We start from the raw sequence: 16,822 nt of genomic DNA on the forward strand, positions 1-16,822 counted from the left end.
AACGTTTTTTGGGCTTTATGGATAGTGTAAAAACCTTAGTTTGATAGTGATGGTGGATGTATGGTGCCTGCCTCCTACTAGAGTGCATATCGAGTCTGTGTTCTCTTACTCTTACCATCTTTTTAAAGTCGCTATTACTTTAATTAATTTATAAATTAGTTAGCAACTTTTTAGCAACTTCTCTAGTTGAAAATGGATTTTGACCAGTTATTAGGTTGCCATCTTGCACCACAAAAGAACGAAAGGCTCTAGCTTTCTGGAAAATTGCCCCATGCTTAATAGCTATATCTTTGTTTAAAAATGGTACAATAGATTTTTTAGTACTTAAAATTTCCTCAGTTGTAGTAAAGCCTGTAATCTTCTTATTTCTGATAAGATAATCACCATTCTTATCTTTAATATTTAATAAACCTGCTATACCATGACAAACTGATGCAATATAACCACCGTTATTATAAATGGTTAAGCTAATTTGTTGTAATTCAGGATTATTAGGAAAATCCCACATAACACCATGGCCACCTGTATAATAAATCGCAATATAATCATTGGGATTAACATCTGAAGGGTGCATAGAATTTCTTAATGCTCGATTTTGAAAATCTTCACTTTCATAGATAGAAAATGTGGATTCATCAGCATATTTCATACTACGTGGATCAACAGGTACAAATCCTCCCTTAGGACTGACATAATCTACTTCAAGTCCACTTTTGGTAACTTCCTCAACAAATTCAGTAGCTTCACCAATCCATAATCCTGTAGCCTCAGTTGTATTTGCGTATCTTGTTATGTTAGTTAAAACTACTAAAATTTTCTTCATTATTTCCCCTCACTTTTTTCAATAATAGTTGTAACGTGATTTAATAAATTTTTTAACTTATCAATTTCGGTAGTTGTATGCGATAGAAAATAATAATTTTTAGTTCCTTCACTACGCATTTCGATAAGCCCAACTTGTTTTAAAATTTTCAAATGATGTGACACTGCTGGCCGTGATAATTGAGTCGCATCAGTTAAATCGTTGACACGTAGCCCTTTACATGAATTATTTTGTAAAAGCGTAATGATAATAGATTGACGTTTCTCATCACCTAAAGCAATGAGAAAGTCGCTAACATCGTTAAATTCTTTTTTTAATTGTTCTAATCTTTCCATAAGCCCTCTCCTTAGTTTGTATTTTTAAACCATTAAACCATTAAACCATCGGTCTTTATTATTGTCAAAAAATCAGTAGATGCTGCTATGGTTGACAATTTAAATATTCCACCGTAATATGTTTATTAGTTTAAATGATTAAACCTTTAAACCGAAAATGGAGGTTACAACAATGAATAAATATATGAATGCCGCAGTAATCCATCGCTATGGTCAAAAAAATTTAGAATTAACAAAAATAGAAATTCCGAAGATTTCTTCTGATGATGTATTAGTAGAGATCCATGCAGCAAGTATAAATCCCATTGATTATAAAGTACGTGATGGTAAAGTAAAGATGCTGTTAAGCGTAAGCCCGTAATCAAATAACGCATATAAATAGCCAGGCACCTCCGGTACGATTGATATGTATCAAAATTAGAGGAGGTGCTTCTTTATGTCAACTACCAAACTAACAATTGTCCCTGTGACACTAGATCCGATCACTGACAACTCTTCATCAACAACTTCACCACAAAACTCTCCTGAGCCGAGCTGCATCATTAAAACAACTAGTGCTGAAATTTCCTTCTTTAATGGCGTAGATGAGCACATCATCCAAACGATCCTGAAGGAGTTGAATAATCAATGAAGCAAGATTTTACGAGCGTGCAGAACATCTACATTATTTGCGGTAAGACCGATATGCGTAAAGGTATCGACGGTCTCGCAGCACTCATTCAGGATTCTTTTAAACTCGATCCATATAGTGATTCCATCTTCTTATTTTCTGGAACGAGTAAAGACCGTTATAAATGTTTGTATTTTGATGGAGATGGCTTCGCCATACTTTATAAACGATTAGATAATGGCAAACTGCAATGGCCAAAAGATGAAAAGGAAGTACGTAACCTTTCACAAAAGGAACTTCGCTGGCTTTTAGAAGGTTTATCGCTTCAGCAACCAAAAGCGATTATGAAATCTGCAAAAGGTGTCTTTTAAATCTTTTCACCAAAGTGGTATAATCATCCATGACTTATACTGAACGAAATGTGGTGAATACAGTGGGTAACGTATCTTCTGACCAAAATGAACGATTCATTCAATTACTTGAGCAACAATTGGCTCATTCAAATCAGCAAAATAATGAACTGACAAAGAAGTTGGATCAATCATTGAAACAAATCGAAGTGCTAACAGAACAAGTTCGCCAATTAACCAAGGCTTTATACGGTTCAAAATCGGAAAAATCAAAGTATCAAGCACCAGACGGACAAGCTTCTTTATTCGATGACGATGCGTCTTTTAACGAATCTGAGCACACAGAAGAACAAAGCACAGCGACGATTACTTACACTGTTAACCGTAAACTACATAAGAAAAAACGGAATGATTCTTTTCATGAAGGGATTGAAATAGAAGAAATTCATCATCACCCCACCAATACACAATGCGACTGTTGCCTTGGCCAAATGACCGAAGCCGGTACAACTATTGCGCGTGAAGAAGCAAAATTCATTCCGGCAAAAATGATGCGCATCCAGCATATTGAACATGCCTACGAGTGCAAGCACTGTAAAATGGATGCCACACAAAAAGCACAAATGAAACGTGGGAAAGCCCCACAAGCTGCCATTCAGCGAAGCATTGCGGGGCCTACCGTTCTAGCAAAACTCATCTATAATAAGTTCGTCCAATACTTACCTCTTTACCGTCAGGTAAAGGAGTGGGAACGATATGGCCTGCTTACGAATGATAAGAACTTATCAAACTGGGTGATCCGTGTAGCTGAAGATTGGCTTCTACCGGTTTATGAACAGATGAAGCAGATATTAACAGCAAAATCTGTTCTACATGTGGATGAAACCTATGCGCAAATAATCAATCGTTCAGACGGAAAATCCGGTCAATCGAACGCCTATAATTGGGTGTCCCAAAGTGTGCCAAGTCAAGGGCCGATCATCGTTCTTTTCCAAAGCGCTTTATCGAGAAGCCGTTCTGTATTAGCAGACTTTATAGCTGGTTTTCAAGGAACTGTGATTTGTGATGGTTATTCTGCATACGGGAATCTACCTGATGTCACGTTCGCCAACTGTTGGGCGCATGTGCGACGCTATTGGCTGAAAGCTGATAGCAAAAACGGGCAAATTGGCGTGGATTACTGTGATCAACTGTTTCACCTAGAACGTCAATTCAAGCATCTTTCACCAGGTAAACGCCGAAAATCACGGCAAAAACATTCAAAGCCGATTGTAGAGAAGTTTCTAAAATGGGTAGACGAATCGCCTTTCTTTGGGAAAAATGCGCTCGCAAAAGCTGCAGAATACACATTAAATCGTGTACACGGATTAAAGGCTTTTCTATTCGATGGTCGAATTGAAATCGATAATAATCCGGCTGAAAATGCGATTCGTCCAAATGTGATTGGTCGTAAGAACTGGCTTTTCTCTGTTAGTGAAGCAGGCGCTAAAGCGAATGCCATCTGTTTAAGTTTGGCTGAAACGGCAAAAGCAAACGGCATCGATTTCTATCAATACCTAGTGACGTTAATGACAGAATTGCCAAATTTACCGATTCATCAGCAGCCAGAGATTTTAAATAATTACATGCCTTGGTCGAAAAAAATCCAAGCCACATGTGCAAAATAGCCATCTATCCGAAAAAATTCAGGGTAGATGGCCATTAGTCGTGCGTACCGAGAAGGTGCGCTTATTTTTTTTATATTTCGGGCTTACTGTTAAGCTATAAAATGCCACTAGTTTTAGGTAATGATTTTTCAGGGGTTATTGTAAAAGTTGGGAAAAGTGTAACTGAATTTCAAGTAGGTGATGAGGTATATGGCCGACCAAGAAAGTCTAGAATTGGAACATTTGCAGAATACATTGCCATTCATAAAGATGATATTGCTATAAAACCAAAAAATTTATGTTTTGAAGAAGCTGCCGCTATTCCATTAATCGGCTTGACCACTTATCAAGCATTTTATGATATTATGCAAATAAAACCGAATGATAAAGTACTTATTCAGGCTGGTTCAGGTGGTGTAGGAACATTTGCTATTCAATTAGCAAAGTTAATGGGAGCATACGTAGCAACCACTACGAGTAGTAGAAATGAAGCACTAGTTAAACGTTTAGGTGCGGATAAAGTCATCAATTATAAAAACGAGAATTTTGAAGATATATTGTCTGATTATGATTATGTTTACGATACATTAGGCGGGGAAGCATTACAAAATTCGTTTAAAATTCTTAAGCCTGGTGGGAAAATTGTATCTCTTTCAGGTACACCTAACTATCGCTTTGCCAAAGCGTATGGTTTAAATTTATGGAAATCATTACTGCTTAAATTTGCTACTAGAAAACTGACTGATCTGGAAAAACAGTATGAAGTAGAATATCATTTCTTATTTATGAAGCCGAGTGGAACACAACTAGAAATTATCCGGGAATTTATTGAAGCAAAAAAAATTGTACCTATTATTGATCGAGTAGTATTAATGGATGACATTCAAAAAGCTTTTGAATATTCCGAGTCCGGTAGAGCTAAGGGGAAAGTTATTGTAAAAATAAAGTGATAGCTAATATAAATAAATACTTTGTAAGAGTAGAATTATTAGTGAGTGTACCTTTATAAGGGGAGCACTACATGCTCATCAACTTAATTTCACATGGAGATGCCAATTTTCTCGTTTTGGAGGATTAGCTTTTCTTAACAGATATTAGTGTGACAGAACCCCCATATAGATAATTCTTTGAACAAATTTTTAAAAATGCACTTAAAACAAGGGTGGAGAATTATATCATAAGTAAATACGTTTCTTTAGTAAGATTATCTTTTCTTATTCAACGGGTGCTTTAGTAAAAAAAGAAAGAGTTCTACATATTAGTCCTATCTAATATATAGAACCCTTTAAATTTCCTATCTTTTTTAAATGAGGTCTTGATAAGAAAGAAATTGTTCAGTAACCTTGTTTTTTTATAAGAATAAATTTTTTCATTTCATCCATACTATCCTTGTTTAAAAAAATGGCGAAAAACCAGAAAAGGAAGTGTAGGATGGGAATACTTAGCGGAAATCCAAAAGATGAACCATTGCATTATGGTGAAGTGTTTAGTGTTTGGTCAGGCTTAGTTGCAGACTATGGTATGATTGCTGGATATCAAACATTTTATAATCACGCAGGTGACGAAGATCTAAAAAAAATTATTGAAGATATAATCGAACTTTGCAGGGAAGAAGTAAAACAATTTGAAAAAATCCTAAAAACTAATGGTATTGGTTTACCTCCTGCTCCACCTGAACGACCTGTAGCCAGACTGGAAGATATCCCTCCAGGAGCAAAGTTTAATGATCCAGAAATAAGCGCAGCGCTTACTGCCGATCTAGCTGCTGGATTAGTTGCATGCAGTCAAGCGATGGGCACTTCTACTCGAGAAGATATCGCATTAATGTATGGTCAATTCCATGTAGCAAAAGCTCAAATTGGCGCTAAACTACTACGTCTTAATAAAAGTAAAGGTTGGTTAGTTCCACCACCATTACACGTAGATTATCCAGAAAAATAATATTTATTTACCTGACAAACCGTCTCCCCAGTATAAACTGGGGTTTTTTCCTTTTTATTACCTTATTCATCGCTCCAGAATGTTTTGTACAACGCTATCCCACTACTGCACATTTTCTTTCGATTAATCACAACGTCCATGTTTTTTCATCACTTCTACAATCACATCGATTAATGGCTCATCTGTATTAATCACAATGTAATGTTACTGCCACCTGGCTCTATTCCGTCTCTTCTCGCCCTTTTTCAATATTTTCTAAAAGATAAGTACTACCCACATTTCTTTTGGAGTGGATGGATCAAGTTCGTCTTATGGCTTAATATCGAGTAATTTCTTGATTTCCCTTCCAATACTGTTCCTTAGAAAACTTCATCTGTTTACTGCGCAATTGCTTCAAAAGCATTTTGCAATCGGCTTTTCTTTATGTTCTTTAGTCTCTTCACCAAAAGTTGCTGATGACATTTGTTTAGATATATGCCTTGGATATAAGTCCTAACGGAAATCAACCACACGTTATGATAATGAGCCGTTCTTTAACTTTGTTAACCATTACCAATAAACTAGTTTTCAAATTTGTCCTCCTGCACATTGTCTTTCCGTTATTTCGAATCTTTATCAAACAAGCACCAATACTTTCCAAAAACATATAATGCAATTGAAAGGAGTGGCAAACATGCCTTGGCAATATAAGATTAGATTTTTATTAGGTCAGCCAGTTGGTGTTTCCTTTACAAATGGTCAAGGAACTTCTGGAGTATTGTGTGGGGTTTCTGGTGGGAAATTACAAGTGATGGAATACTTATATCAAAGTCAATTTGCAATAAAACAATACGACTTTCGGATGATTAGCGATGTTAACGGGTTCCCATCTTGTCATATGTAACAACCGTTATATTAGCCGAATATAAATCAAAAGGCTGAAGCTTAAGCATCTCAAAAACGATATAAATATTGGTGTGCGGAAACAAAAGAAAGAATATGATAGTGAATTAGAAGAGGACAGATTACGTATTACTACCGCAAATCTAAAACCAATAAGTAGAGTTACATTGTGATAATGTTCAATGCCATAAAAAAACATCAAAGCGAAAGCTTTCTTCCCATATATTGAGTCACACTTTTTCTAAGCATTTGATTATGACATACTTTACATGAAAATAAAAAACACTCAGCTCTCTTAATAAGTGGCTAAGTGCTCATTTCATTATATTCTTGAATGGCTTCCTGAATCAGTTTATTCACTTCAACCATTTCATCATCTTGAATAGCTTCGTTCAAGATGTATTTCATTCTCTCAATCGTATATAATTTCAAAAATTTACGGTACTTTTGCATCGAATAACCTTCTCCTGCAAAATCAATCCATTCTGGAACACCATCGAGCGTATGTTGATATTCAAAAAGATTTTCAATGTATCGCTCTGGTAATTCTAAATTCATAAGTTCTTTCTTCACTTTATATTTCCTCCGTATAAACTACATTCCATAATATCTAGCAATCGCAACTTTTACATCAGCTTCAAAGAGCGAGTGCTTTCAAGATAATCATCAATGCCATCAACACCTTGAATACTTTGGTAAAATCATCAGTGAAATAGGCTTAGAGTTGTAAATACGCATTTTCCAGACGCTATCCTTTGAATTTACGTGTTCCGTCCGTTTTTGACCTACATTTCCAAGGGTATTCGCGGCGAAATTTTGCGCTCTCGCCTTGCACTACTGGATGACTTTCTCTCCTTGGGGGTTTTTGATCCTTTTGCATTTCCTGCCAAGTTCGATTCCATGTGGACCAATCCTTGATATCAACAGTTGTCACTATACTCCTATTTTTATTTTACTTACTTGTACTCAGTTCGTCCAATTGCTCTGAATATCTGAGCCGCAGACTTATAAATACTAAGACCAATGCAATGACCGTTAGGAAAACTCCAAGCAAACGAAATCCTGTAAAGTTGAACTCCCCTCCCATGATGATGCCTGTCATCAGTGAAGATAAAATTGTTCCCAAGTATCTCGAGGTATTAAATAGGCCAGATGCTACACCAACAATTTTTTTTGGAGAGCTATTAAACAAAGCCGCCTGCATACCAACAGCGTTTAGCCCGTTGCTAAAACCGAATGCAGCTAACGCCAGGCACACACTGATGACCGGTGAATTTTGCGTCCATGTCACGATCCACACTGAACCAACTACCATCAGTAATGAGGATACGATCAATGCAGGTCTGGGTCCCGATTTACCGACCCATTTTCCAGCTATCGGCGAAGCTACGATCGAGCTCAAGCCCAAGGTTAACATAAGAATACCTGTCTGAAATTCGCTGACATGCCGCACCATTTGCAGGTATGATGGGATCCCGAAAAAGAGTGCATAATAAAGCAAGTTAACGAGCATGTATTGTATATTGACCCAAGTCATCGCCGGATATTTGGCGAAGGTGTGCAAAGGAATAAAGGGCGACACCGTTCTTAACTCATGTCGTACGAATATCCCCAACGCAACGAGGCCGATTATCCCAACAACGATATTCCACATAGAGAAATGCCCGGATGATTTCGCTGACAGCAAGCCAACTAGAAGGGCAATCAGTCCCACCGCAAAGAGCAGAATTCCTGACACATCAATTACACTCCATAATTTTCGAAGCGACATGTCACGTGAAACCGATGCTACCGGCTCGTCTTTAGGAATCATTTTCCAAGCTAAAAGAAAGCTCGCCACTACAAACGGAATATTGACGATGAAGATCGCTGGCCAGTCCCACCACTGAATAAGTACTCCTCCTACAAAAGGTCCTATAGCTGCCGCACCGGATAGAAAAATCGATAATCCTGCCAACGCATCTGCTTGCTTATCTGTAATATGAATGCGTACAATTGCTGTTCCAACTGCGATCAGCATACTAGTTCCGATTGATTGCACGATTCGGGATACGATAAGCCATCCAAAATTCGGAGAAAACGGGGCCAGAATAGAAGAAACCAAGGATACAACAAGACCAGCCAGAAATATCTTCCTTCGACCAAATAAATCGCTAGCCTTCCCCATTACAGGTTGCGCGATAGCACTAGCAATATAAAAAGAAAATACAATCCAAGAAACAGTGGTAAAATCAATGCGATACACATGTTGCAACCTAGCAATAGCAACAGAAATCATCGATGAATTTAAAGGGTTTAATAATATTCCTAGTCCAACGGATATCATTAACCACCTACTGCAAGAATTCATTTTTATCCCCCCTCGTATATTTGTTATATTGATATCTTACTTGAAATTCAACATTCACTCCAACGCATTTCAAGTTATGTTATCATTGATCAAAAGGAATGAATGGAGAGAAAAAAATGGAACTTCTTCAACTACAATATTTTCTAGCGGTAGCTCGATTAGAGCATGTAACCGAAGCTGCACGAAGTCTCCACGTTACGCAATCATCGCTAAGTAAAACGATTCAACGCCTGGAAGAAGATTTAGGGGTACCATTATTTGATCGAACAGGGAGGAAACTGCGATTGAATGAGTTTGGCAACAAATTCCTTTGTCGCGTGGAAAGGGCTTTGTTCGAGTTGGAACAAGGGAAGCAGGAGATTAGCGATTTGTCCAGCGCAGAATTTGGCACACTCAAGCTGGCAGTAACCACAGCAAGCACATTGCCCCAGATTCTGCGAGAGTTTCGTAAAAAACGGCCTAATATCCAATTTCATGTGCAAATGCTCACCACGCTGGAAATGGTCACGCTTTTACATCGAGGTGAAGTCGATTTTTGCTTATCGTCCCCTCCTATCCAAGGGGAAGACATCGAATGTCAAGTTGTCTTCGTTGATCCCATTCTTGTAGCTGTTCCTATTGGGCATCGGCTAGCAGACCGAAGTAGCGTAACTTTGACAGAACTAAAGGATGAATGCTTTGTCGGTGTGAAGAGAGGCTACGGCACTCGCGATTTAGTGGACTCTGTATGTAAATCGGCCGGAATTGACCTTAAATATGTGTATGAGGGCGATGAACCTACACGGCTGATCAATCTTGTAGAAGCTGGAATAGGACTTGCTTTCATACCAAGCACAGCAAAGATGCCATGGGAAAAAATTAAATACCTTCAAGTTGAGAATCACGAACTTGTACGCGATATCGCTTTACTATGGCATAAAAGTCGGTACATGACGCAAGCTTCTTTGGAATTCCGCGAGGTCGTTCTGGACTATTTTGAAACAATATCGAACCAGTCCGATTAAATATTACAGCATGATTCATACTGATTCGATTGGTTATTATGTGGGTTGAGCACAATAATTACAACGGTAAAATTTTATTCAACTACTAAATCAGAACTTTGAGATTTTATGAGAAGAATGGTCGGAAGAAGAACACATCCAAAGTGAAAGTTGAAATGTTCAAAAAGGTTCGCGTCATCAGCCATTAATGAATCACTTTAATTACCCAAATTTGGGGTGCAAAATGGGGTACAAACATATATAACGTATTACAATACAAAAAGAATTAAGGCAAGATAAAAAGGCATGAGCCCGATACAATATCGAACTCATGCCCAAACCGCTGCTTAATGAAATAACCGTGTCTAACTTTTAGGGGTCACTTCAACTAAGAGTGGTTTTCTTCATTAAAAATTAAAGTTTTACGATGTTTGCAGCTTGTGGTCCACGTTGGCCTTCTTCTACTGAGAATTCAACTTTTTGACCTTCTTCAAGTGATTTGAATCCGTCACCTTGGATAGCTGAGAAGTGAGCGAATACATCATTCCCGCCTTCCATTTCGATGAAACCAAAACCTTTGTCTGCGTTAAACCATTTCACTGTACCTTGTGCCATTTAAATGACCTCCATTAATTGTATTAAATAAAATCATACTACTTCAAAAGAAAAAATTCACATATTACAAAAAGTATCTAACAAAACACGATTACTCTTTGTAATATGTGAATTCATTGTTCCTTTGTAAACGATTCTATTACATCAACTATATGTTAAAAAAACATATTTGTATAGTGTAAAAGCAAATTTATTAACTATCAACTAAGCTAAATGACTTTTAAGCGCTGTTCCAGCATCAGTAAAAGACATAGCTCTTAAAAGAGAAAGACGGACCGAACTTAGCTCTAGTCGCATCTACCGTATGCTGGGAGATACACCTGAAATGGCAATGAAAGCATATGCACATTCGCTTGATGATGAAGAATTAAAAGCCACTAAAATTCTTACATCATTAATAAAACTTGAGTAAATTACTTATTTTCACTCAAATTCAGGGGTACAAATTTAATTTGTACCCCTGAAACATTGATATATAAGCATTTAAAAGGCTATCTAAATATATTGTGTTCATAAAGGTAATCATAGGAAAGATCGACGAACAAATACTCATGCTCGTTGATAGCAATCGAAAACGTTCTCGTAATTTCCCCTGTCTCAATATCTCGATAAAGCTCTGAAATTTCCCCGCTTTGATCGTTGCGCATTTTAATGATGGTTTGTAGGAAATATGGACGCCAACTCCAGTTTTTCTTAATAGCACTAGGCTGCAATTCCCACTGTCCATCTATACGCATTACGTTTGGAGATAGCTGGAAGCCATCTTCATTACAAATATATAATCTGAATGAATAACTATCCAACAACTTAGCTAAATGCTCTAAATGTGAGATGTTATCACTAGAAGGTTTAATACGATGAACAATTGCCTCTAGCTCCTCCCGCAGTTTTTTCAGTTGAAAATATTGCGCATTTAATATTTTCTTTTCAGTAGTAATAAATTGCTGACACTCCTCTTTAAACCGCTCCTTTAAGATATCCTTCTCAACAAATGTTAGTGCAGGATTTGCTAAGTATCGCCCTTGATAGAAGCGCCCCCCATTTTTCCAGGCAAACTGTAATTGATAAACAGTTTCGATTCCTTCAAATAAGAGGTTTGCGCCAATTTTATAAGCTAGACTACCTATTGCTGATATCATATCCGACTGCGCAGACCAAGAATCATAATTTAAATCTCGAATATTAACCTTTAAAATTTGTGGGGATAATAGAGCAATATGTTCTAAATGACTCTCCGCTCCCACTTCTTGCACAGCAATTTTCACACCAAAAGTCGTAAAATAACGTAGTGCATGATGCAACTTATTAATGTCACCTAAAAAACGGTGTTCAGAAACAACTAACACAATACGATGTAACTCTTCTTCACTTATATATTGTTGAATAATATTAAAGTGACTTTCGCCAAAATCCTGCATCAGTACGTTCGGATTACTTGGAATATAAATATCAAATTCCGGTGCAATTTCTTCTATTCTGGCTAAAGCAGCATGTAGAATTTTATGTTCCATGTCAATACGGTACTCTTCTGGAATATCTTCATTATTTAAAAAATCTTTTAAATTAATTTGTTGACCCTCAATTTGTAACTGTCCGGAAATTTCGTAGGCAATCACCGTATGCGCATCTGCGCTAAATATAGGTTGAAAATACCCATGTATTTGATCTAAATTTGTTAACACTTCAATTGCGTCCATTGTCGAAACCCCCATACATGAATAACGCCAAAACTGTTACTCAAGAATAGCATTACATTCACAGCTCATTTCATAAAAAAAGCTCTCTGACTGTATAATAATTCGTTTATGGTAAATTCGCAACTTCACTTGGCAAAATTTGATGGGAATAACAGTTCTGAATTTTCAGATAAAAATCACCAAACTCTTTTTAAAACGAGGTAGCTACCAATTCATTTTCACAATAAGGGATCCTAAAACTTTATTAAGTTTCTAATACATTAAATTTGCTAAATTCACCATCACTTTAAATAAGGATCACTGTTTTTCTTGTACTGTTGAGTAAAGAATGTAAAAATTTCTTTATCACTATAATTTATGCAACTAACCGCCACGAATGCCGTGATAATTAGAGTTATTCATCCAATTTACTTATATTTTCGGTCGTTCACCCATTTATTCAGAGTAATTGAGCTATTGTCGCATTACCTTTTTTTCATGTTAAAAAAGTAAAATCCCTCACAATGATAAAATGATAGCCATTCTAACACGAAGCGGTGAAATGAAGGGATCTCCATATGTTTCATATTTTTCAAACAACATGCAAAAAAACGAGGTCATACCATCTGCTAGTATACCTCGTTTAATTTTGTTTAGATCGATATTTAATTGTTTCTTAAGCAAATGCTGAAATAGCAACTAGCACCCAGGCAACGATAAATAACATACCGCCTATTGGTGTAATCGCTCCAAGCTTTTTCACGCCTGTAACGGCTAAAACATATAAACTTCCAGAGAAAAACACAATACCAGCAAACATTAAATAACCTGCCCACGAAAGCATACTAGATGCTCCTAAAAGGGCGTCACTAGATAAAATACCAAGTCCCAATAAACCTAATGAGTGATACATATGATATTGTACCGCACTTTCCCAAATGGCCGCATAATGTGGTGACGCAAATTTATCTTTAAGTGCATGTGCCCCAAAAGCACCTAGCACAACACCAAGACAAGCCATAATAGCCCCTAAAACTAATAACATTTCCATATATACGTCTCCTATTTCGTCTCACATGCGATTTCTTTATATTTCGCATCCCATGCTGGATCAATTTTACTCAGGGATACCGGACGTAACGTATCTTTATGCGCTAAAATATGTACGGACTGAGCAGTCGCAGCTATTGTGCCATCTTCATGTAAAATTTCATAGCCATATGTTGTACGTAAACGATCATGTTTTTCCACCCATGTACGCACAGTTGCTACTTGACCATAATGCATAGCTGCCTTATAAGAAATGGATAAATCCATCACTGGTGATACATAACCATCTTTTTCTAATGCTGCATACTCAAAGCCTGCATCATTTACTAACTGTGAACGACCAATCTCCATCCAAATGATGTAGTTGGCATGATACACCACGCCCATTTGGTCAGTCTCAGCATATCGAATTTCAATTTGTTTCTCACTAACAAACATTTTCTTCACCTCGTCCTTCATTATAGCGTAAAAATATTGATTTGGCGGGTTTTTGCTCTATTGAATTTTGTGAGGTGAAAAACAATGGTTCGATTAAGTGTGATGATTAATGAAAAAACAAATTTATTATATGTTTATCTCTATTCCATATAAACTCGTATAAAATCTTTTAATTGGAGTACTTTCTGGGGTACCATTATTTTAAACATAAAATACAACAGCATTGAGCAGGTACAATACTATAAATATAAAATCATTAAAAAATCACTCATTTTTTTCGAATAAGTGATTTTTATGTCCATTTCTATTATCTGAGAACAACGAACTATCCATTAAATTAGTGGGTACCTTAAAAACAATACTGACAACACTTACCAATATTGATATAATTTTAATGTTGCAAATATATACAATAGAGGAGACTACTTTACAAATGAAGAAAAAACTAATTTTTAGCGCAGCACTGGTACTATCTTTAGGACTAGCTGGGTGTGGCGCAGATTCAGCTAAAGAGGAAAAACCGAAAGAAGAAACTCAAAAAGCTGTATCAGCTGAGGCTGAAAAACCTCAAGAGAAAGCTAAAGAGGACAGTGTTCCTAGAGAATATAAAGCAGCGTTAAAAAAAGCCGAGTCCTATGCAGAAAATATGCAAATGTCAAAGGCAGGGATTTACGATCAGTTGACTTCTGAACATGGAGAGAAATTCCCTGCAGAAGCAGCTCAATACGCTATAGATAACATTGTTTTTGATTGGAAAGAAAATGCATTGAAAAAAGCACAATCATACGCAGAAAATATGAGTATGTCAGATTCAGATATTTACGACCAATTGGTTTCTGAACACGGGGAAAAATTTACTGCAGAAGAAGCGAAATACGCAATTGATAATTTAAAATAAACTCAACTTCAATAACATATATGCGGTAGAAACAAAATGAGGCTGGGACATAACTAGCTTCAATTAGTGAGAAATCCGAATTTGAATTCATTCAAATTCGGATTTCTCTATTTTTTATGTTGTCTCCGGATAGTCCTTAGCTAATGGCTGTGAATTTTCTTAAATTCACGGCCATTAATGCGAGACCAATCTCGTTTTCAACCTTCGATTTTCCTCGTACAGAAAATCGAGTGAAACGCAAATTAGCCTTGAAGAATCCAAAAACTGGTTCCACGTCAATTTTACGTTGACGATAAATGGTACTCGTTTTTTCTTCTGAAAGCTTTGCTCGCACATATTCTTTTTGTTGTTCCCACTTCTCATTCACCATTAACTTACGATTATTTCCTTCTTTTGCTTTTGTACATAATGAACGGAGGGGACATCCGGAACAGTCTTCACATTCATATATCTTAAACTCACGCGTAAAATCAAATTTAAAACCGGTGAAATTTTACTGATCGTAAAATTTCACCGGCTTTTAGTTTAGAGATGGGTTTTGTCCCAGCCTCGTCTGTATGCTTTTATCCCATTTTCAAAAGGTTTTTTATTTCATTTTCGAGACACTCAACAGATCCACTTAAAGCTTCCTCTAAATCTTTATGAGCAGCATCATAATCTTTTATTAATTTATCTTGTACAACTCGTAATTTATCTGTCCGCACTCCTGTTTTTATGTCTTTAAATTCATTTGAATCAATTTCATAAATCATATTTTTCAAAAGCCTAGACTACTCCTATTAAGAAAACTTGCGTTTTTAAAAATTATGCTGCTTGAATTTGTACTTGTGAAAAAGCATTCAGACGATCCACCGCTAACTTGCAGGCATTATAAATAAACGTCACCAGGTTGAAATGTAGTTTAGCTTTTCTTCCTGTTCTGTGACGGACATTGTTTAACTGAAAATATTGCTTTAGGTATGCATTTACACGTTCAACGGCTGTACGTTCCTTATAAAGTTGCTTCCATAGTTCGGAGCCTCGTGCTGGATAAGTGAATTTTCGTAAATCCGTGTCACATTTGATTTTGAAACCTTTCTGACAGAGGGAATCATCACGTAACGGACAGGTTGCACATTGCTTTGGTCTTGTGAATTTTAGTGTACGGTACTTTTCATCGAAGCTGTCGTAACGGTAGCTATGTTCACGTACACAAGTCGGTCTGAAATTCTCATCAAATCCAAGATATTCGCCTTCATTGCGGACATTATAGGGAATGACTGCACGCATTTGATACTTATGTAGTTGACGGTAAATTGGTTCATAATCATACCCTGCATCGAATATAGCGGTCGTGAAATGTTCAGGAAATTGGTTTTCTACTTTCTTTAAAAGAGGAATCGCGGCTTTACTATCTGACAAATTGGCAGATGTCATAAGGCGTCCAACGATATATTGCCCTTTTGTTGTCACGGCGAGATGACCTTTAAAGCCAAACCAAAACGTATTTTTGCCGTCACTGTTCTTTTTGATGCCCCAATTCGGTTCGATGGGCGCATCTTGCCACAGTGTCTCCAGCGGTGTGTCGAGTTGGTCCTTGATTTCTTTTTCATAAGTTGACTGATTGGCTTTGATTTCTACTTGTTTCGTCAGCCAAGCATCGCGTTCTTTTTTTGATTTCCGTCCTCGTTTTTTAAGTGGTGTAGGTTCTTTTTTCTCAGAAGGTTTCGCTGCATCGCGTGATTCGAAATGCGTGGCATCAATCGCGAGGTGCTCATCACAAAGAAACCCTTCTATAAAGGCTGTTTCAATCAATGTATCTTGCATGCAATCGAGGACATCTGATTGACTAATGACGTCGATCATACGCGAATAAGACGCTTCAGAAGGCACAACATCTGAAACAAGAAAACCACAATCTAAGCGGAATAAAGGGTCATTGACCAAACGTTTGATTAAATCCTTAATCGTTGGAATACGCTCGACAATGCGAATAATCAGTGATTGGATCATCGCACCATAGTTTAGTTCACGTGGGGCACCACGCAATGTCCTTTTTAAAAATAACTGAAAAATAGGTTGTACGTCGAAAGTGGCAAAAATCGCATCAAAACGACGGGAACTTTCCATTTCCAATAATTCTTGGATGTCAAATAGGCTCATTTGCTTTACAATAGTCATAGGGCATTCACCTCATTCAGTATGTTAGTTTCGTCGCTATCATTATACCGAATTTGGGGAGGTGC

At 37.0% G+C, this 16,822-nt stretch carries 17 protein-coding genes and 3 pseudogenes; 9 read left to right on the plus strand and 11 right to left on the minus strand.

Annotated features, from left to right (window positions below; translation table 11 throughout):
• Window positions 1–148: 148 nt before the first annotated feature.
• Both AB9L17_RS13255 and AB9L17_RS13260 read right to left on the minus strand, forming a co-directional pair.
• Window positions 149–823 (minus strand): type 1 glutamine amidotransferase domain-containing protein, encoded by a 675-nt coding sequence (locus tag AB9L17_RS13255; protein WP_375199225.1) that lies wholly within the window; start codon window positions 821–823, stop codon window positions 149–151.
• Window positions 823–1,158, minus strand: coding sequence for an ArsR/SmtB family transcription factor (locus AB9L17_RS13260; RefSeq protein WP_375199226.1), 336 nt, complete (start codon window positions 1,156–1,158; stop codon window positions 823–825). The genes AB9L17_RS13255 and AB9L17_RS13260 overlap by 1 nt, the downstream gene beginning before the upstream one ends.
• A gap of 184 nt (window positions 1,159–1,342) precedes the next feature.
• On the opposite strand from AB9L17_RS13260, the pseudogene AB9L17_RS13265 reads away from it, so the two are divergent.
• From AB9L17_RS13265 to AB9L17_RS13295, 7 genes and pseudogenes are all read left to right on the plus strand, one after another.
• Window positions 1,343–1,504, plus strand: a pseudogene (locus tag AB9L17_RS13265) (NADP-dependent oxidoreductase); the annotation flags it as partial.
• Between the two features lie 90 nt (window positions 1,505–1,594).
• Complete coding sequence (locus AB9L17_RS13270; RefSeq protein WP_068984461.1) at window positions 1,595–1,789, plus strand: hypothetical protein; 195 nt, start codon at window positions 1,595–1,597, stop codon at window positions 1,787–1,789.
• Window positions 1,786–2,139 (plus strand): IS66 family insertion sequence element accessory protein TnpB, encoded by a 354-nt coding sequence (tnpB, locus tag AB9L17_RS13275; RefSeq protein WP_068984462.1) that lies wholly within the window; start codon window positions 1,786–1,788, stop codon window positions 2,137–2,139. The genes AB9L17_RS13270 and tnpB overlap by 4 nt, the downstream gene beginning before the upstream one ends.
• 29 nt (window positions 2,140–2,168) lie before the next feature.
• Window positions 2,169–3,785, plus strand: coding sequence for an IS66 family transposase (gene tnpC / locus AB9L17_RS13280; RefSeq protein ID WP_068984463.1), 1,617 nt, complete (start codon window positions 2,169–2,171; stop codon window positions 3,783–3,785).
• Between the two features lie 83 nt (window positions 3,786–3,868).
• Window positions 3,869–4,714: pseudogene (locus tag AB9L17_RS13285) on the plus strand (NADP-dependent oxidoreductase); the annotation flags it as partial.
• Window positions 4,715–5,195: 481 nt separating this feature from the next.
• Window positions 5,196–5,705, plus strand: a complete 510-nt coding sequence (locus AB9L17_RS13290) for a DUF3231 family protein (RefSeq protein WP_068984411.1) — start codon at window positions 5,196–5,198, stop codon at window positions 5,703–5,705.
• A 673-nt stretch (window positions 5,706–6,378) separates the two neighbouring features.
• A complete protein-coding gene (locus AB9L17_RS13295) occupies window positions 6,379–6,588 on the plus strand; it encodes a hypothetical protein (protein ID WP_375199227.1) in 210 nt (69 codons plus the stop codon).
• 305 nt (window positions 6,589–6,893) lie between these two features.
• Here the strand turns inward: AB9L17_RS13295 and AB9L17_RS13300 are convergent, their stop codons facing one another.
• Together AB9L17_RS13300 and AB9L17_RS13305 are read right to left on the minus strand one after the other, a co-directional pair.
• Complete coding sequence (locus AB9L17_RS13300) at window positions 6,894–7,160, minus strand: hypothetical protein (protein ID WP_068984413.1); 267 nt, start codon at window positions 7,158–7,160, stop codon at window positions 6,894–6,896.
• Window positions 7,161–7,539: 379 nt separating this feature from the next.
• Entirely contained in the window at window positions 7,540–8,937 is a 1,398-nt protein-coding gene (locus AB9L17_RS13305; protein WP_375199228.1) for an MFS transporter, read from the minus strand.
• Window positions 8,938–9,053: 116 nt separating this feature from the next.
• Between AB9L17_RS13305 and AB9L17_RS13310 the strand changes: the two genes are divergently transcribed.
• On the plus strand, window positions 9,054–9,941 hold the full coding sequence (locus AB9L17_RS13310) for a LysR family transcriptional regulator (protein WP_223555474.1): 888 nt from the start codon (window positions 9,054–9,056) through the stop codon (window positions 9,939–9,941).
• Between the two features lie 393 nt (window positions 9,942–10,334).
• On the opposite strand, the gene AB9L17_RS13315 is transcribed toward AB9L17_RS13310, so the two are convergent.
• The 4 genes from AB9L17_RS13315 to AB9L17_RS13330 all read right to left on the minus strand — a co-directional run bounded on the left by AB9L17_RS13315 (window position 10,335) and on the right by AB9L17_RS13330 (window position 13,699).
• Entirely contained in the window at window positions 10,335–10,535 is a 201-nt protein-coding gene (locus AB9L17_RS13315; RefSeq protein ID WP_068984416.1) for a cold-shock protein, read from the minus strand.
• A 491-nt stretch (window positions 10,536–11,026) separates the two neighbouring features.
• Window positions 11,027–12,232 (minus strand): EAL domain-containing protein, encoded by a 1,206-nt coding sequence (locus AB9L17_RS13320; protein WP_068984417.1) that lies wholly within the window; start codon window positions 12,230–12,232, stop codon window positions 11,027–11,029.
• A 655-nt stretch (window positions 12,233–12,887) separates the two neighbouring features.
• Window positions 12,888–13,262 (minus strand): DUF423 domain-containing protein, encoded by a 375-nt coding sequence (locus AB9L17_RS13325; RefSeq protein WP_375199229.1) that lies wholly within the window; start codon window positions 13,260–13,262, stop codon window positions 12,888–12,890.
• 11 nt (window positions 13,263–13,273) lie between these two features.
• On the minus strand, window positions 13,274–13,699 hold the full coding sequence (locus tag AB9L17_RS13330) for an acyl-CoA thioesterase (protein ID WP_068984419.1): 426 nt from the start codon (window positions 13,697–13,699) through the stop codon (window positions 13,274–13,276).
• A gap of 433 nt (window positions 13,700–14,132) precedes the next feature.
• Here AB9L17_RS13330 and AB9L17_RS13335 point away from each other — a divergent pair, with 433 nt between their 5' ends.
• On the plus strand, window positions 14,133–14,597 hold the full coding sequence (locus tag AB9L17_RS13335) for an Ltp family lipoprotein (RefSeq protein ID WP_375199230.1): 465 nt from the start codon (window positions 14,133–14,135) through the stop codon (window positions 14,595–14,597).
• A 145-nt stretch (window positions 14,598–14,742) separates the two neighbouring features.
• Here AB9L17_RS13335 and AB9L17_RS13340 read toward each other — a convergent pair.
• From AB9L17_RS13340 to AB9L17_RS13350, 3 genes and pseudogenes are all read right to left on the minus strand, one after another.
• Window positions 14,743–15,066: pseudogene (locus tag AB9L17_RS13340) on the minus strand (transposase); the annotation flags it as partial.
• A gap of 94 nt (window positions 15,067–15,160) precedes the next feature.
• Window positions 15,161–15,358, minus strand: a complete 198-nt coding sequence (locus AB9L17_RS13345; protein ID WP_375199231.1) for a hypothetical protein — start codon at window positions 15,356–15,358, stop codon at window positions 15,161–15,163.
• A gap of 43 nt (window positions 15,359–15,401) precedes the next feature.
• Complete coding sequence (locus tag AB9L17_RS13350) at window positions 15,402–16,757, minus strand: transposase (RefSeq protein WP_375199215.1); 1,356 nt, start codon at window positions 16,755–16,757, stop codon at window positions 15,402–15,404.
• Between the last annotated feature and the right edge of the window lie 65 nt (window positions 16,758–16,822).

The organism is Lysinibacillus sp. RS11 (assembly GCF_042019215.1).
In the GTDB taxonomy this organism is placed as follows: Bacteria; Bacillota; Bacilli; order Bacillales_A; family Planococcaceae; genus Lysinibacillus; species Lysinibacillus xylanilyticus_A.

Bases quoted from the DNA above. Each gene is read 5' to 3' on its own strand.
- AB9L17_RS13255 (WP_375199225.1), bottom strand. From the start codon at position 823: ATGAAGAAAATTTTAGTAGTTTTAACTAACATAACAAGATACGCAAAT.
- AB9L17_RS13260 (WP_375199226.1), bottom strand. From the start codon at position 1,158: ATGGAAAGATTAGAACAATTAAAAAAAGAATTTAACGATGTTAGCGAC.
- AB9L17_RS13270 (WP_068984461.1), top strand. From the start codon at position 1,595: ATGTCAACTACCAAACTAACAATTGTCCCTGTGACACTAGATCCGATC.
- tnpB (WP_068984462.1), top strand. From the start codon at position 1,786: ATGAAGCAAGATTTTACGAGCGTGCAGAACATCTACATTATTTGCGGT.
- tnpC (WP_068984463.1), top strand. From the start codon at position 2,169: ATGACTTATACTGAACGAAATGTGGTGAATACAGTGGGTAACGTATCT.
- AB9L17_RS13290 (WP_068984411.1), top strand. From the start codon at position 5,196: ATGGGAATACTTAGCGGAAATCCAAAAGATGAACCATTGCATTATGGT.
- AB9L17_RS13295 (WP_375199227.1), top strand. From the start codon at position 6,379: ATGCCTTGGCAATATAAGATTAGATTTTTATTAGGTCAGCCAGTTGGT.
- AB9L17_RS13305 (WP_375199228.1), bottom strand. From the start codon at position 8,937: ATGAATTCTTGCAGTAGGTGGTTAATGATATCCGTTGGACTAGGAATA.
- AB9L17_RS13310 (WP_223555474.1), top strand. From the start codon at position 9,054: ATGGAACTTCTTCAACTACAATATTTTCTAGCGGTAGCTCGATTAGAG.
- AB9L17_RS13315 (WP_068984416.1), bottom strand. From the start codon at position 10,535: ATGGCACAAGGTACAGTGAAATGGTTTAACGCAGACAAAGGTTTTGGT.
- AB9L17_RS13320 (WP_068984417.1), bottom strand. From the start codon at position 12,232: ATGGACGCAATTGAAGTGTTAACAAATTTAGATCAAATACATGGGTAT.
- AB9L17_RS13325 (WP_375199229.1), bottom strand. From the start codon at position 13,262: ATGGAAATGTTATTAGTTTTAGGGGCTATTATGGCTTGTCTTGGTGTT.
- AB9L17_RS13330 (WP_068984419.1), bottom strand. From the start codon at position 13,699: ATGTTTGTTAGTGAGAAACAAATTGAAATTCGATATGCTGAGACTGAC.
- AB9L17_RS13335 (WP_375199230.1), top strand. From the start codon at position 14,133: ATGAAGAAAAAACTAATTTTTAGCGCAGCACTGGTACTATCTTTAGGA.
- AB9L17_RS13350 (WP_375199215.1), bottom strand. From the start codon at position 16,757: ATGACTATTGTAAAGCAAATGAGCCTATTTGACATCCAAGAATTATTG.